This window comes from Faecalicatena orotica, from assembly GCF_905197545.1.
In the GTDB taxonomy this organism is placed as follows: Bacteria; Bacillota; Clostridia; order Lachnospirales; family Lachnospiraceae; genus Faecalicatena_A; species Faecalicatena_A orotica.
Genome location: NZ_CAJJZH010000004.1, coordinates 81008 through 96476 on the forward strand (window position 1 = coordinate 81008; position 15469 = coordinate 96476).

General features: G+C 46.5%; 15 protein-coding genes. 14 read left to right on the plus strand and 1 reads right to left on the minus strand.

The features are described from left to right. The first annotated feature begins 169 nt into the window (after nt 1–169). The 5 genes from ABIN22_RS09870 to ABIN22_RS09890 are packed head-to-tail and all read left to right on the plus strand — an operon-like array spanning nt 170 to nt 9976. The gene (locus ABIN22_RS09870) at nt 170–6235 is read left to right on the plus strand and encodes a VirB4-like conjugal transfer ATPase, CD1110 family (protein WP_346908278.1); all 6066 of its coding nucleotides are present in this window, start codon (nt 170–172) and stop codon (nt 6233–6235) included. Further along, on the plus strand, nt 6235–6633 hold the full coding sequence (locus tag ABIN22_RS09875) for a DUF6075 family protein (RefSeq protein ID WP_346908280.1): 399 nt from the start codon (nt 6235–6237) through the stop codon (nt 6631–6633). The genes ABIN22_RS09870 and ABIN22_RS09875 overlap by 1 nt, the downstream gene beginning before the upstream one ends. Nucleotides 6634–6654: 21 nt before the next feature. Further along, a complete protein-coding gene (locus ABIN22_RS09880) occupies nt 6655–7419 on the plus strand; it encodes a DUF6674 family protein (protein ID WP_346908282.1) in 765 nt (254 codons plus the stop codon). Nucleotides 7420–7434: 15 nt separating this feature from the next. Beyond that, nucleotides 7435–8244 (plus strand): class B sortase, encoded by an 810-nt coding sequence (locus tag ABIN22_RS09885; protein WP_346908284.1) that lies wholly within the window; start codon nt 7435–7437, stop codon nt 8242–8244. Beyond that, the gene (locus tag ABIN22_RS09890; protein ID WP_346908286.1) at nt 8237–9976 is read left to right on the plus strand and encodes a CHAP domain-containing protein; all 1740 of its coding nucleotides are present in this window, start codon (nt 8237–8239) and stop codon (nt 9974–9976) included. Before ABIN22_RS09885 ends, ABIN22_RS09890 begins: the two co-directional genes overlap by 8 nt. Before the next feature lie 32 nt (nt 9977–10008). On the opposite strand, the gene ABIN22_RS09895 is transcribed toward ABIN22_RS09890, so the two are convergent. After that, entirely contained in the window at nt 10009–10263 is a 255-nt protein-coding gene (locus tag ABIN22_RS09895; RefSeq protein ID WP_346908288.1) for a helix-turn-helix domain-containing protein, read from the minus strand. A gap of 463 nt (nt 10264–10726) precedes the next feature. Here ABIN22_RS09895 and ABIN22_RS09900 point away from each other — a divergent pair, with 463 nt between their 5' ends. The 9 genes from ABIN22_RS09900 to ABIN22_RS09940 all read left to right on the plus strand — a co-directional run bounded on the left by ABIN22_RS09900 (nt 10727) and on the right by ABIN22_RS09940 (nt 15458). Then, nucleotides 10727–10852, plus strand: a complete 126-nt coding sequence (locus tag ABIN22_RS09900; RefSeq protein ID WP_346908290.1) for a hypothetical protein — start codon at nt 10727–10729, stop codon at nt 10850–10852. A gap of 67 nt (nt 10853–10919) precedes the next feature. Beyond that, a complete protein-coding gene (locus ABIN22_RS09905) occupies nt 10920–11570 on the plus strand; it encodes a sensor histidine kinase (protein WP_346908292.1) in 651 nt (216 codons plus the stop codon). Nucleotides 11571–11597: 27 nt separating this feature from the next. After that, on the plus strand, nt 11598–12116 hold the full coding sequence (locus ABIN22_RS09910) for a hypothetical protein (RefSeq protein ID WP_346908294.1): 519 nt from the start codon (nt 11598–11600) through the stop codon (nt 12114–12116). Between the two features lie 15 nt (nt 12117–12131). Then, on the plus strand, nt 12132–12725 hold the full coding sequence (locus ABIN22_RS09915; RefSeq protein ID WP_346908296.1) for a hypothetical protein: 594 nt from the start codon (nt 12132–12134) through the stop codon (nt 12723–12725). Nucleotides 12726–12770: 45 nt separating this feature from the next. Beyond that, nucleotides 12771–13097 carry a hypothetical protein gene (locus ABIN22_RS09920; protein WP_346908298.1) on the plus strand — a complete coding sequence of 109 codons (327 nt, stop codon included), beginning with the start codon at nt 12771–12773 and terminating at the stop codon, nt 13095–13097. Between the two features lie 18 nt (nt 13098–13115). Next, a complete protein-coding gene (locus tag ABIN22_RS09925) occupies nt 13116–13628 on the plus strand; it encodes a hypothetical protein (RefSeq protein ID WP_346908300.1) in 513 nt (170 codons plus the stop codon). A 15-nt stretch (nt 13629–13643) separates the two neighbouring features. Continuing rightward, the gene (locus tag ABIN22_RS09930) at nt 13644–14132 is read left to right on the plus strand and encodes a hypothetical protein (RefSeq protein WP_346908302.1); all 489 of its coding nucleotides are present in this window, start codon (nt 13644–13646) and stop codon (nt 14130–14132) included. Between the two features lie 15 nt (nt 14133–14147). Continuing rightward, nucleotides 14148–14666: a hypothetical protein gene (locus ABIN22_RS09935; protein WP_346908304.1), complete on the plus strand. Its 519-nt coding sequence runs from the start codon at nt 14148–14150 to the stop codon at nt 14664–14666. A gap of 573 nt (nt 14667–15239) precedes the next feature. Further along, nucleotides 15240–15458 (plus strand): hypothetical protein, encoded by a 219-nt coding sequence (locus ABIN22_RS09940; RefSeq protein ID WP_346908306.1) that lies wholly within the window; start codon nt 15240–15242, stop codon nt 15456–15458. Nucleotides 15459–15469 lie beyond the last annotated feature (11 nt).

A 15469-nucleotide genomic window follows, 5' to 3' on the forward strand; every position in this document is an offset into this window, starting at 1 on the left:
TTTTGCAGTTCCCCCTCTCCACACCTCACCCCCTCTAAACCTGCTGTACCAGCCGAAAAAGAAAGATAGTCAATGGGGCAGTATAACAAGGATAAGAGGGAATGAGCAGTAACACGGCTGAGACTTTCTTTTCAGCCGGTAATCAAGCAAACTGAAATTGGAGGTTATTATGAAATTCAAAAAATTCTTTAAGAGGGCTGCGGCTGTTGTAATGGCTGCAGTTACTTCTTTGTCCGTACTGCCGGCAACTACCGCTTTTGCAGCTACGGGCGAGGTTGGGACAATTACATTCTCCCGCACTTATGACTCGAATGGAAATATCATGCACTACAATTCCAGTGCAGTCATCAATGGCTATACCGCTGGAGGAACAGGTGCAATGAAGTACCGTATGTTTGTGGATGGCGATAATGCTTTCTGTCTCCAGCCTGGTGTTCCGCTTCATACAGGGGATAAACTAACAGAGAGTGCTTCTGCTGCATGGAACGCTCTTTCAGACAGTCAGAGGAAAGCGGTTGGACTGGCGCTTTTGTATGGCTATCAGGGCAATCGAGGCAGTCTGACCGGAAGCGATGATGAGAAGTGGCTGGCAACACAGACCCTTGTATGGGAGTTTGTTACCGGATGTCGTAATGCCGGAGCGCCGTATAATCGGACCAGCACTACGATTTATTCACTTCACTTTGGCTCGAACTATCCAAATAGCGGAGCAGCGGCGGCGTATGACCAGATTGTATCTATGCTGAATCGTCACAATACGGTTCCCAGTTTTATGAATGGCGGCTCCAAAGAGTTGGAGTATAAGGACGGTAAATATACACTTACGCTGACAGATAGTAATGGGGTGCTGTCCGAATACAATTTTTCCAGTCCGGATAGCCGGGTAAGCATTTCTAAGTCGGGTAATAAGCTGACTTTTACATCAGTAGAGCCTTTCCGTGGTTCTGTCCGCATTACCGCAGCACGAAATAATGTCCCGGTGGTTAGCCAAAGCGCCAAGTTGATTGCGTATGGCAGTGATACCTTGCAGGACCTGATTACCGGTGTGGAAAACACCAATGTACCGCAGGCGTATTTAGATTTGGAGACTCCTACCGGAATTGTAGCGCTGAAAAAGACTTCTGAGGACGGCGTTGTGGACGGCATTACTTTTACAGTGTCTGGAAATGGAATCAATCAGACAGTGAAAACCAATGCTGCAGGTGAATTTCAAATTGATGGACTGACACCGGGGATTTATACGGTGACGGAGCAAAGCTATGACCGATATGAACCGCAGAACGTACAGCGTGTGACAGTCATCGGCGGACGTACAAGCACGGTTACTTTTAACAATGTCCTGAAACGTGGCGATTTAGTGGTGACAAAAACCAGCGAAGATGGTCTGGTGGAGGGCATGAAGTTTCACTTGTATGGCACTTCCCTCTCTGGGATTCCAGTAGATGAATATGCCGTTACAGACAATTCTGGAAAGGCGTATTTCAACAAGGTACTCATTGGTACAGGATATGTACTAGAGGAAGTGGACACGCCAATTCGTTATGTGGTGCCTGAAAAACAAGAGGCAGCCGTGGAATGGAATACAGTGACCAATAAGAGCTTTTCCAATGTACTGAAAAAGTGGAACGCCACCGTAACTAAAAGTGACTGTGAAACAGGCAGCGCTCAAGGGAATGCTTCCTTAGGCGGTGCGGTGTACGGTGTCTATCAGGGAGAGCAGCTTATTGACACCTATACAACGGATGCCAATGGTCAGTTTGTGACAGGCTATTACGTTTGTGGTGATAACTGGAGCATCCGGGAAATATCCCCATCGGAGGGGTATCTGCTGAATAATACTTCCTATCATGTGGGTGCAGAGCCACAGCTTTACGAAGTGGAGTATAACAGTACCGCATTGGATGTAAATGAGCAGGTTATCAAAGGGAAAATAGCTTTGATCAAACATACGGATGATGGTGAAACGCAGCTTGAGACACCAGAAGCCGGGGCAGAATTTTCCGTGTACCTTAAATCCGCTGGTTCCTATGATGGAGCAAAGGAGAGTGAGAGGGATTACCTGATCTGTGATGAAAATGGGTTTGCTCAGACGAAAAACTTGCCTTACGGTATCTACACGGTGCATCAGGTGTCCGGCTGGGATGGCCGTGAACTGCTGGCAGATTTTGATGTGTATATTACCGAGGATGGACACGTCTATCGTTATCTTGCTAACAATGCTAATTTTAAAAGTTTTATCAAGATTATCAAAGTGGACGCAGAGACTGGAAAAGTTATACCGTATGCAGGTGCAGGTTTTCAGCTTTTCTGTCCGGATGGCAGCAAGATTGAAATGACTTTCACTTATCCGGAAGTCACTACCATCGACACGTTCTATACCAACGATGAGGGGGATTTGATTACCCCGGAAACACTGGAATATGGCACTGGCTATTCTCTTGTGGAGGTATCTGCTCCGTATGGATATGTGCTGAACACAGAGCCGGTGTATTTTGATGTGACCGCTGATAATGCCACTGAGGACAGCGCTGTAACTGTGGTGGAAGTGACTAAGGAAAATATGGCGCAGAAAGGAATTATCAAAATCAGTAAATCCGGTGAGGTATTTTCCAGTGTTGTGGAAAACAAAGGGATTTATCAGCCAATCTATTCTGTACAGGGACTCCCAGGTGCCACCTATGAAATTACTGCCGCCGAGGACATCTATACATTGGATGGTACACTCCGTGCTTCTGCCGGAGAAGTGGTAGACACGATCACTACCGATGAAAATGGAATGACAGAGAGTCAGCTTTTGTATCTTGGCAAATACGAGATACGAGAAACAGAAGCTCCTAACGGTATGGTCCTAAATACGGTAGTACGCACAGTAGAACTTGTATATGCCGGACAGGAAGCAGAAGTGACCGAGACTGCCTCCAGCTTCTATAATGAGCGTCAGCGTGCAGCCGTTCTGCTGAATAAGGTAATGGAACAGAACGATAAGTTTGGTATTGGTCAGAATAAGGAGTATACCGCTGTTTCCTTTGGATTGTATGCTTCTGAGGAAATGACAGCAGCAGATGGTACAGTAATTCCGGCTGATGGTCTGCTGGAGATTGTATCTGTGGATGAAAACGGATATGGATACTGCGGCACAGACTTACCTTTTGGAAACTACTATTTCAAGGAACTATCCACCGATAATCACTATATTCTTTCCGACCAGAAATATTCGGTCATCTTTGAGTATGCAGGACAGGATACTGCACTTGTGGAAATCAAGGCGAATGACGGAGAGGCAATCAAGAATAAATTGCTATACGGTGAAATTCACGGTGTGAAAAAGGATGACAGCGGAAAGGCTTTGGGTGATGCACTGATTGGATTGTTTAAGCCGGATTGTATGGAATTTACAACTGAAAATGCACTGATGACTGCCACCTCTGCTGAGGACGGCAGTTTTTCTTTTGTCAAAGTGCCTTATGGAAACTGGGGTGTTCACGAAATTAAGGCACCGACCGGATATGTATTGTCTGAGGAAACCTATCCGATAGTGATTGATGCGGACGGTACCGAGGTAGAGATAGAGATTGAAAATACCCTGATTCGAGGTACGGTGCAACTCACTAAGGTTGATAAAGATTACCCGGATCACAAGCTGACCGGTGCAGAATTTGAACTTTATTGTGATACCAACGGAAATAAGGAACTGGACAGCGAGGATGAGAAGCTGGGTACGCTCAATGAGGTTAGTGTTGGTGTTTATGAAATGACAGAGCTTTTGTATGGCGGTTATTTTGTAAAGGAGACAAAGGCTCCAGAGGGCTTCTATCTGGACAGCAATGCGTATTATTTTGAAATCGCAGAGCATGGCAAGACCATGACTGTGGAAAATGAGGCAGGAAAAGGATTTATCAATCAGGCACAGGTGGGCAGCTTGAAAATCATTAAGGTTCCCCGCCAGGTACAGGATGTAATTCCTATTAAGCGTATTTGGGAGGATGGGATTTTTCTCGCAGGCAATCAGTTTTGCCGTACATGGAAGTTTACGGACATTAACTATCAGGTGGCTAGTGAGGAAGATAAAAAATCCATGTTCCTAGATTACTCAGAACTTTTGAACAGTCTGAACGCTGGCTCTACTGCCAAGATTACCATTAACAACCGTACCTTAAACCGGGTGAATTTTGAACAGGCAGTCCTCATGCCTATGCAGGGGGATTCCCGTGATCACTATCGAATAGAATACAATGATGTTATCTTAGGGAAAGCCACTGCTGGCAATGGTATCATACAGGAAAAATATATCACCATTTCTGTTCCGAAAAAGAGCATTGAGGATGCCCGCACTTATTTTGCACGTGTAGGTGCTGATTTGAATGGTCACTATATAGCTCTTGGATCTAAATGTGTGGAACTGGACGCTGCAGAAAAGCTACGTGTCCTCCATGACTTCTATCGGCAGGGTGAGGAGGCAGACTTCCATTTTGAACTGCGTGACATGATGAGAAAGGGACATGACTTCCGGGATTATATCTGCCCGGACTATATCGAAAAGCACAGTGATTATCTGATTCTTGGCGGAAAATACTGCCGTACTCTCTATTTGAAAGATTATGCCAACTACATCCGGGATTCCTTTGTATCTGAGCTGACAGATCTAAACCGGAACATGATGCTGTCACTGAATGTGGTTCCCATTCCTATGGATGAAGCTGTCCGGGAAGTGGAGAACAGGCTGTTGGGAGTAGAGACCAATGTGACGAACTGGCAGCGCCGACAGAACGCCAATAATAACTTTTCTGCTGTGGTTCCCTATGATATGGAACAGCAGCGCAAAGAGAGCAAGGAATTTTTGGATGATCTGACTACTCGTGACCAACGAATGATGTTGGGAATTTTGACAATGGTGTTGACTGCGGATACCAAAGAACAGCTTGATACGGATACGGACCAGATTTTATCACTTTCCAGACAGAAGATGTGTCAAATGGCTGTGCTAAAGTATCAGCAGACAGACGGTTTGAATACAGCGCTGCCCATTGGTACACGGAAAATCAATGCGTTCCGTACCTTAACAACAGAATCATTGGCGGTGTTTATGCCATTTAAGGTACAGGAGATTCAGGACAAGGGTGGTATTTACTTCGGAGAAAATGCCATTTCCCACAATCTGATTCTTTGTAACCGGGAAAACCTTTTAAATCAGTCCTCGTTTATTCTTGGTGTACCCGGTTCTGGCAAGTCCTTTTCTGCAAAGGAATTGATTGCCTTTTTGATGCTGAATACCAACGATGATATTTTGATTTGTGACCCGGAGGGAGGGTTTGCACCGATGGTGGAGGCTATGGGAAATGACATCGGTACAGTCATCCGTGTAGCAGCCGGAGGCAGAGACCGACTGAACGCTATGTACATGGTGGAGGGATATGGTGAGAACAATCCGATAGTGGAAAAATCTCAGTTTATCATGTCATTGGTGGAACAGATTGATAAAAATGGTGTTGGTCCACGTCACAAATCTATCATTGACCGCTGTACGGCTTTGGTGTACCAGGAGGCGGCGGAGACGGGTATCATACCGACACTTTCTACCTTGCGTGAAAAGTTGCTTGTACAGCCGGAGGCGATTGCCAGGGAGATTGCGCTGTCATTGGAGTTATTTACTACTGGCTCTTTGGACATCTTCGGGCATGGTAGCAATGTGGATTTGGATAAGCGTGTGGTGGTGTTCAACATCCATGATTTGGGTGAACAGTTAAAGCCGACCGGATTATTGGTAATCACCGACACCATGCTCAACCGTGTTACCTTAAACTGGAAGCGTGGTAAGCGAACCCATGTATTTATCGACGAATTTCATGTTGTTTTTGAGAATGAATACAGCGGTAATTTCTTCAACAGTGCATGGCGTCAATTCCGTAAGAGAAATGCGTATCCTACTGCCATCACGCAAAACGTCGAGTATCTGTTGGATTCCGTACAGGCAAGCACCATGCTCAGTAACTCTGAGTTTATTATCATGCTTAATCAGGCGGCATCTGACCGTGATAAGCTGGCAAAACTTCTGAATATTTCCAATGAACAAATGAGCTATGTAACCAATGCGGACGCCGGATGTGGACTAATCAAATACGGCAGTGCGTTAGTGCCGTTTGTCAATCGGTTCCCGAAAGATACGGACCTTTATAAATTGATGACAACCAGACCGGGTGAAGGTGTATTCGGCGGAGAAGGACGGGAGGTATCGTAATGAAAGTACAATTTGCTTCTAAAGCCCATAGGGATTTCTTTTTCGACATGATGGATCAGTGCCGGAAGCAGGACTGCTATCATCAGGCATTTTTCTATGTCATGGGCATTGCCCCGGAGACACGGGCAAATATCCGACGAATGTTTGATTTCAAATCAGACTGTCTTGAGCCGGAGGGGATGCACGGCGGTTGGCAGACAAGTGGTACAGTGAGAGTATGTCATCTTGCTTTTAATCTCTGGAATGGATATACCGAACAAGAGCGCTACGGTGATTACACACCGGAGGAATTATTCTGCTGTGAGTTTTCCCCTTATTTTATGGAGGGCATTAAACTTCGTTACCCGGAGTATTGCCGTGAATTATCCCCTGTCAAGACAGCAGGGGAAGCACGATAACAGAAAAAGGAGGGAAACATAATGGCTGAGCAAGCGTTGGCTCTGCGGGAGATTCCGCAGATTATGGAACTGTTTGCTGTTTTGGAGCAAAATGGTCTCCACAAGGAAAAAGAGGAAGTATCCGCACTGGTGGACTATATTTCAACAATGGAAAACCAAGTCATTCAGATGATGGGTGAGCTTCAAGAAATGCACGCAGATGTACAGAAACTCAATGATAAGGGGCTTCGGATAAGATGTGAGCATCTACTGGACAGTGCACAGGATAAGTTGGTACAGATAAAGGCTATGGTATCCACCGTAAAGACTAATTTTCTTCGTGCAGCGGGGAAAGCATTGACAGAGTTTAAGGAAAAGGGGCGGTCTGCGCTGGTGCAGGCTGTTCATGCCATGAAGATTCCGGCGCTTCTTTCTAAAATGAAAGAAGCGTTTCGTCATGGAGCGCAGTCTATGCAGGAAGCCGCTATGCAGATAGACGTCCGTCGGGAACAGCTTCACGAAGCGGGGATGTATATGAAAAATGCAGGACGTGTTTTGGTTGGAAAAGAAGCTGTGGAAACAAAGACGTTAGAACAGGATAAGGGAATTTTAGCAAAAGTACGCAAGGTATTTGAGGGCATGGCTCATTCCTTTACAGCTATGGAGCAGCGGACTGATGGGATGAAAGAAAAAATCCCGGAATCAAAGGCAGAGAAAAAGTCCTCAGTAAAGTCGGAATTGAAAGCATTGCGGGCAGAACATTCTATAAAAAAGACCATGCCGCTACAAAACGAGCAGACACGGTAGGATGGAGGTAGTATTATGAATCATAAAATGAAACAGAGGCTTTTTCTTTGTGAGACGGCAGCATTTGCCGTCCTCTTTCTTTTCAGCGGGATTATGTTTATCCGGCAGATGGTAGATCAGAAACAAAGTGCCGAAGTATTTGAAGAAATTGCTGCATTGGTGGAGGAGACAGGGGAGCAATCTGATGGCGAGGAAGAAAAGGAAGATACGGAGGAAGTTATCAGCGCTGTTGAAAAATATGGGGCGGTTTATGAACAAAATTCAGATTTTGTAGGGTGGCTGACAATTCCTGATACCCGGATTGATTACCCTGTTATGCTGACATCAAATGAACCGAACTTTTATTTGAAACATGGATTTGATAAGAAGTATAGTAATTATGGTGTTCCGTATATGCAGGAGAATTGTGACCCGGAGCTTTCAGACAATACGGTGATTTATGGACACCACATGAATGACGGCTCCATGTTTGCGGGACTGTGCAAGTATGAAAGTGAGAAATTCTATCGGGAACACACTCGTTTCACCTTTGATACACTGGCGGGATATGGACAGTATGAGATTGTGGCGGTGTTTAAAACGGTTGCCTATTCATCAGAGGGATTTAAGTATTATCATTTTGTCACAGCAGAGAATGAAGCTGACTTTACGGAGTATGTCAGGGAGTGCAAGGCTTTGTCACTCTATGATACCGGGGTTAGTGCCAAGTATGGCGATAAGCTCCTTACTTTGTCCACCTGTGAATACAGCCGCAGCAATGGGCGAATGGTGATTGTTGCCAAGCGTATTGTTGACCCGCCTGTGGAGGTGGGCGGTGATGCCTGATATTAAAACACGGGATGCTGTCAAGGGTACGATTAAAACTTTGGATAAATCTGCAATAGCCGGTCAGCGGATGAAAGAATCTTATATCCGTACTAAGGAAAAAGCAGAACAGAGTGTCTATGCTTCAGAACATGCGCCGGAGGAATATGCAGCGGACCGCATGACAGGTGGTGTGGAGATTGCAGGCTATGAGACGGTTCACCAATTTGATAAACAAGGACGGCGGGCGGTAAAGACAACAAAAGAGAATATTTCTAAGGTTAAGAATCGTGTGGAACAGCAAAAGGCTGACCTGCCGAAAAAGCAGGCACGAAAAAAAGCGGAGCAGAAACTACGCAGCCGTACACAGGAGGCTGCCCGTACCTCTATTAAGACAGTGGAGCGGGAACATCGTACCATTAAAACTGTGGATCGGAGCGGTAAGACCATCAGACAATCGGCAAAATCCTCAGGTAAAGCCTCTGTAAAGACTGCCGGGCGCTCCATTAAGACTGCTCAGCAGACTTCACGAACTGCTATTAAGACTACTCAGGCAAGCGCTAAAGCGGTACAGAAATCGGTGCAGGCTGCCGCTAAAACCTCGCAGCGGGCAATACAGGCAGCGAGAGCAGGAGCGAAAGTGACTGCAGCCGGGATCAAGGCGGCGGCGAAAGCTACCGCAGCGGCGGTTAAGGCGATTATTGCTGCAACGAAAGCCTTGATTGCTGCTCTTGTTGCCGGTGGATGGATTGCGGTGGCGGTGATTATCATTATTTGTTTGATTGGATTGCTTTTGGGTTCCTGTTTTGGAATTTTCTTTTCCGGAGAGGATAGTGGAACAGGACAGACCATGCAGACTGCTGTGCGGGAAATCAATGAAGATTATGAAACTCAGATTGAAACGATCAGGAACAATCTCGCCTATGATGTGCTTGAGATGTCAGGTTCCCGTGCCGTCTGGCCGGAGGTATTGGCTGTCTATGCGGTGAAAACAACTACTGACCCTGACAATGGACAAGAGGTGGCTAGTATGGATGATTCCAAGAAAGCTATCCTGAAAGATATTTTCTGGCAGATGAATGAGATTTCTTCCCGGACAGAGACAAGCAGCGAGACTGTGATTACCGAGACAGACGATGGAAATGGTAATATTGTAGAGACAACCACTACGGTAACAAGGACTACGCTTTATATTACAATCAGTCACAAGACCGCAGAGGAAATGGCAGACCATTTCAATTTCTCTGTAGACCAGAGAGAACAGCTTGCAGAACTTTTGGCGGCTGAAAATCATTCCATGTGGTCTGCGGTGCTTTATGGTATTGGTGCTTCGGATGACCAGATTGTTTCTGTGGCTCTCTCTCAGGTGGGAAATGTAGGAGGTCAGCCATATTGGTCGTGGTATGGATTCAACAGCAGAGTAGAATGGTGTGCATGTTTTGTCTCCTGGTGCGCTAATGAGTGCGGTTATATTGATATGGGTGTTATTCCAAAATTTGCGGGCTGTGTCAACGGTTCTCAGTGGTTTAAGGACCGAGGACAGTGGGCAGATCGTTCTCACGAACCGTCAGCCGGAACAATCATTTTCTTTGACTGGGAAGGTGATGGTGTGACCGATCCTGTAGGCATTGTTCAGAAATGCGAAAATGGTACGGTCTATACTGTGGAGGGTAACTCAGGCGATAGTTGTCGCACAAGAACCTATCCGGTTGGCAGTGGCTTGATTTACGGCTACGGTATTCCGGCATATTAAAAGAATAGGCAGCCTCACACCGAGACTGCCTATTACATAAATTCTTCCTCATCCAACCCCTCAAAGAAGTCATCGTAACTGCACCCGTAAATCTTACGCAGGGCGATCAGCACACTGATACGGATGTTCAGTTCCCCAACTTCGTATTTTTCATAGGTGGTCCTTCCGATGTCACAGTTCATACGCTGCAGCTCGGCACACAACTTCTCCTGCGACAATCCATGCTCTAGCCGGAGCCTGCGAAGATTAGCGCCCATGTTGCGGTCTCGCCGTAATTTCTGTTCCATCGAATCACCTCTTTTCTCCTTTTCTGCCTGTCGAAAATTGACCAGTATTGGTTGCAATTTCTTATATTGTATGCTATACTGAGGCAAAATATTGACCGCTATATTGGTCTAATTAAAAATGAACCATTCAACTGAATCTTGGTTTGACCGCTATACACACAGTCCATTTTTAGGGAAGCCTTGACTAAGTAGAACATACCCGAACAGCAGCCGTCCCGCTGTCTTAAAATGCAACCGATAGCGAGTCAACAGGAGATAACCCATCGACTTGTTCGATGGGATTTTTTATAGCAAAACGGGTCGAAAACCCTCACCCATCGCACGAATGGTATAGGTTCAACGCACGAATGGTCAAATCGGAAGGTCGAAAATATGTTATAATAAGGTTGTGGTTTTTTCACGGGAGGGGGAAATTATACCCTTTTCCAAACACAAAAATTTTTTCAGAAAGGGTTGACAAGCTATGCTGACTGGTTCAAAATTCGACAGACAGACAGACAGACAGACAGACAGACAGACAGACAGACAGACAGACAGACTTCTGGTGGTGGATTATCCCGCCCCTGTTATTGGCGGCAGCGGTGCTTGACATTTTCTATTGGACACTTTTCAGGGAATCCGTCAGGCGAAAGCGGGATGACGAACAGCGTAAGGCTATGGAAATACAGAAGTTGCAGTATGAAAGCATTAACCGAGAGATGGAACAGACAAGGCGAATGCGCCATGATATGCGGCATTCCCTAAACCGCATTTCAGAACTGCTTACTCAGGGAGATGGAGAGGCCATGAAAGCCTATCTTGCCGACTTGACAACGCAGGTCAGCCATCGGGAAACTGCCACCTACTGTAGCAACACTACCGTCAACGGACTGCTTCAATATTACGCAGGCTTGGCGGCGGACAAGGACATTCAGTGTGAGGTACAGGCAGACTGCGGCGAACTTACTACCTCACCGGTGGACTTAACGGTGCTTTTGGGGAATGTGATGGAAAATGCCATCCGTGCCTGTGAGCAGATAAAGGAGAACCGATGGATCACCGTAAAAATCGGTGTCATCAGCGGCTCATTGGTGATGGAGATAGTAAACCCCTGCCGGGAGATACATCCCTCCGGCAAATACAGACTGGATAGCAACTTCTTGCCTGCGGCAGCCTTTGCGAGCAGCCGTGCAGGCGGCGGATATGGACTATACAGTCTGGAACATACAGCGAAAAAATATAGCGGTGACGCACGATTCCCCTATGACGATAAAACGAAAACCTTTACAACACGCATCCGGCTGAACCTACACCCGGAAATGCTGTAGATAAAGCGATTTGAAAGGAGAACTTAGATGGCTCACAGAAGAAAACGGGGCGTGACGATCTCGAAAAAAGCCCTGATTGCGATAATCATCGCTATACTGCTCTTGATTATAGGGGGAGTCCTGATAGGACTGAACTGGAACAGATGGTTTGGCGGCAACCCCTTTACACCGGATGTAGACCCCAATGCCGGAGCGTGGCAGGGACAGCAGCTCCCCAACAAAAGCGGAGAGGAAGCGGTGGGGATTCAAATCCCCGGCTATCCGTCCATTACCATTCCGGCAGATACGAAAAATGTGACGGTGGCATTCCTAAACCCGGAGGACAATCCCTGCTACTTTACCTTTGAATTGGTATTAAAGGACACGGATGAAGTGCTTTACACTTCCAAAATGGTGCCGCCGGGACAGGCAATTTATGAAGCGGAGTTATCAAGACCGCTTGAAAAAGGCGAATACAATGCAACAATCAAAATCAAAACGGCTTCCCTTGAAGACGGCAGCGCCATGAACGGCGCAGATGTGGAAACCGTGCTGATTGTGCAGTAGATGGGAGGTTAAGACATGAGAAACAAACATAGTATGGGCAGACGCTTTCTTGCTCTCCTTCTCTGCGCCCTTATGATGGTGGGGTTAATGCCTACCACTGCACAGGCAGCGACAACAACGGTGAGCAATGCCACTGATCTGCAAAATGCTATCAAGAATGCCAAAAGCGGCGATACCATCACACTGGGGGGAAATATCACTTTCAACAATTCCTCTCAGATTACAACCGTGGCGGATGTGTACCAAAACTGGGAAATATTGACCTATAAGTTGACGAGATCACACTTTGCTGAAAGACGCCCTTCTCTGGCCGGCATACCAATGGGTTCTTGGGAAAATCTATATAACCCACCGTGGCAAATATCCACCGCTGATTTTTCAATTCCGTCAGAACTCAGACCGGAAGATAAGAGAGGATTAGTGATAAAGGAAGACGGACTGATCTATGATGGATACAACGAGACTCGTGTAAGAGAGAACGGCGACGCTACCACCTATATGCTCATTAAGGACAAAAACCTGACTATCGATTTGAACGGCTATACCATCAATGCGTCCTACACGGATGCCTATTTTCCGCTTTGTTCGTCACCGGGAGTTCCAGCGTGACCATCAAGGGAAACGGAGGTATCAACCGTAACCATTCCCCAAAGCGTGGCTTTGGGGCAGACCGCTACCATCAGTGCAAAAGATGTGGTGGTGGCAAGCGGAGAACAGGTAGCAGTTGCATTGACCGGAACCAGCGGTGATGGCAATGCCTTTACGCTGAAAAGTGCAGAAGGCGCTGTCATTTCCTACACCGTACAAAAGGACAGTCAGAATGTTTCATTGAATGATACGGTTCTGACCGTGAATCCGAAAGACGGAACAACCGGCAGCACGACCCTATCCTTTATCGCACCGAGCAGCATTACCTACGCAGGAGAATATACAGGAACAGTTACATTTACGATCAGTGTCGCAGATGTACCAACCACTTAATTTTAGGAGGAAAACAATATGAAAAAGAAAGCATTATCCATCCTTCTCGCCCTTGCACTCTGCGGCGCAATGTCAACGACTGCTTTTGCGGCAGAAATCAATCCGGATTCCAATCCGCAAACCGGCAACACACAGGTTACATTCAATGTAGACCCGACCTATATGATCACCATTCCGGCAACCATTGCACTTTCAAAGACCGATGTTGACGGTACGGTAAAGTACATTGGCAATGGTACGCTGAAAGCAAATGAAGGTCTTCGTCTGTTGGAAGATGAGAAAATTGAAGTCAGACTGACTGCCTGTGATTATCAGCTCGATACCGCTGCTACGGCAACCTACAAGCTGCCTTATACCGTAATGGCGGGCACAGCAGATATTACGGCTGACAGCAACCTCGTGGCTACCTTTACCACAGAAAACAATGCCGCAGTTCAGGAAAGCCTGCTGACCTTTACCGCAGGCGATCCGACCTATGCAGGAGATTACAGCGACACCGTAACCTTTACCATTGCGGTAGTAAAGAAATAAGGGGGCGGATGACTGATGAAAAAAATAATTGCTACCATTTGTGCATTGGCACTTACACTTGGATTATCGACAACGGCATTTGCGGCAGAGATCGATGAGAGCAGCCCCGAAAAAAATACGGATGTGACACTCACCGTCTCGATTGCTCCGACCTATACCGTGACAATCCCGGCAGATACGAACATCGATTTTAATGCGGAATCCACCGACTTCGGAAAGATTGAACTGACTGCCGCACAGATCGACCCCGGCTATGTCGTAAAAGTTTCGGCTGAGGCAGGCGAATTAAAAAATGGTGCTGACCAAAGCAAGACCATTCCCTACGCACTGAACGCTACAGCTGCTGAAGGCACAGAAAAAAGCACCTTTACCTCTGCGGAGTATCTGACAGCCGGCGATTATACGCCCCTTACCATTGACATTACGAAAGATGACTGGAACAAGGCGTTCGCAGGCAGTTATACGGGTGTTGTAACTTTCAAGGTAGCGTATATTCAAAAATAATTCGGAGGTGACACAATGAAGAAAATTGCAATATTCATTGCCATGTTGTGTCTGCTGTGCTGCCCCTTAAGCGTTTATGCTGCGGAACTGAGCGATAGTACATCCAGCAGCGGTACAGTAATCTCCGCCGAAGTCCCAAGTACGCATACATTAACCGTATCAGCAGACAAGGCAGCAGTAACCTTTGGCGGCAAGACGGGCAATATCTTTGAAGTCCCCCGTCTGATAGAGTTTGTTTTGCAGATCAGCACAGACAACGGCTACAAAGTAACCGAAGTGCGGCTGAATGATGAGGATGTGATGAAAGCCTATGCGGACGGCAAGCTGACATTAAGCGGTATCTACGAAGACGCAACCCTCACGATCCTTACCGAAAAGATTCCGGTAACGCCCGGCGGCGATCCCACATCCCCTCAGACCGGTGATAACAGCCATTTGAGCCTGTGGATAAGCCTATTGTTCGCCTCCGGTGCAGCTTTGCTTATTTTATATAGTTTTATGGGTTACAGTAAACGCAGAAGAAAGGAAAAATAATTGTCTATGCTTAAGGTTGTAGTAAAAACAGACCATACAACCAAACGGCAGCTCAGCAAACAAATGGGCGCCCGGTTTAAGAGAAATCTTAAATCGGGCGCCTTTCCTTTTGCCTGCGAAATTTGTTAGGTCAACACACAATATAGGAACTTTTGCAGAAATGAGGTGAATCCGATGTCGAATCAGGGAGACGCAGCGGAGCAGGAAACAGAAAGTCAGACACAACTGAACAGGAAAAAGATTTGGCGCTGTAATATCGCCTAAGTAATCCCGCTGCAGTCGGCGGTGTTACCGTGCGATTGGAGCGACCGATGAAGGACGATTACTTTTAGATATGCGGCAGCGTATATCTTTCTCTTAAATTACCCTGTCGGTCAGTTATTTTACATATCTTTTCGACAGGAACATCCATACTTCAATCGCCAGGCCGAATTTGCCCCTGTTTTTTCAAGGGGTGACCCCGGCTTTTTTTGTTACGCCCTTTCTGTTTGTGTTTGCAGACGCCATCATTGCCGTGATCCCCCGGTCAATCGTTTTGAATTTTTCAAAAACGATTGATTGGAGGTACGCAGCATGGATGCTGACAGAAAACATATATGGATTAACGGTCAGTTAATTGAGGTAACGGATGAGATTTATTCTGTTTACATGAAAGGTGACCGGAAAATGCGCTATTTTGAAGCAGACCTGAAATCGGAGCGTGTCATATTGGATGAAGATGGACATGTTCTGCAGACTGTTCCCAGCCGTGAGGATTCTTTGGACAGACTCATGGATGACAATGCAGCGTAGTTTCCGGACAA

Bases quoted from the DNA above. Each gene is read 5' to 3' on its own strand.
- ABIN22_RS09875 (WP_346908280.1), top strand. From the start codon at position 6,235: ATGAAAGTACAATTTGCTTCTAAAGCCCATAGGGATTTCTTTTTCGAC.
- ABIN22_RS09870 (WP_346908278.1), top strand. From the start codon at position 170: ATGAAATTCAAAAAATTCTTTAAGAGGGCTGCGGCTGTTGTAATGGCT.
- ABIN22_RS09905 (WP_346908292.1), top strand. From the start codon at position 10,920: ATGGAAATACAGAAGTTGCAGTATGAAAGCATTAACCGAGAGATGGAA.
- ABIN22_RS09890 (WP_346908286.1), top strand. From the start codon at position 8,237: ATGCCTGATATTAAAACACGGGATGCTGTCAAGGGTACGATTAAAACT.
- ABIN22_RS09880 (WP_346908282.1), top strand. From the start codon at position 6,655: ATGGCTGAGCAAGCGTTGGCTCTGCGGGAGATTCCGCAGATTATGGAA.
- ABIN22_RS09935 (WP_346908304.1), top strand. From the start codon at position 14,148: ATGAAGAAAATTGCAATATTCATTGCCATGTTGTGTCTGCTGTGCTGC.
- ABIN22_RS09915 (WP_346908296.1), top strand. From the start codon at position 12,132: ATGAGAAACAAACATAGTATGGGCAGACGCTTTCTTGCTCTCCTTCTC.
- ABIN22_RS09910 (WP_346908294.1), top strand. From the start codon at position 11,598: ATGGCTCACAGAAGAAAACGGGGCGTGACGATCTCGAAAAAAGCCCTG.
- ABIN22_RS09925 (WP_346908300.1), top strand. From the start codon at position 13,116: ATGAAAAAGAAAGCATTATCCATCCTTCTCGCCCTTGCACTCTGCGGC.
- ABIN22_RS09895 (WP_346908288.1), bottom strand. From the start codon at position 10,263: ATGGAACAGAAATTACGGCGAGACCGCAACATGGGCGCTAATCTTCGC.
- ABIN22_RS09885 (WP_346908284.1), top strand. From the start codon at position 7,435: ATGAATCATAAAATGAAACAGAGGCTTTTTCTTTGTGAGACGGCAGCA.
- ABIN22_RS09940 (WP_346908306.1), top strand. From the start codon at position 15,240: ATGGATGCTGACAGAAAACATATATGGATTAACGGTCAGTTAATTGAG.
- ABIN22_RS09930 (WP_346908302.1), top strand. From the start codon at position 13,644: ATGAAAAAAATAATTGCTACCATTTGTGCATTGGCACTTACACTTGGA.
- ABIN22_RS09900 (WP_346908290.1), top strand. From the start codon at position 10,727: ATGCTGACTGGTTCAAAATTCGACAGACAGACAGACAGACAGACAGAC.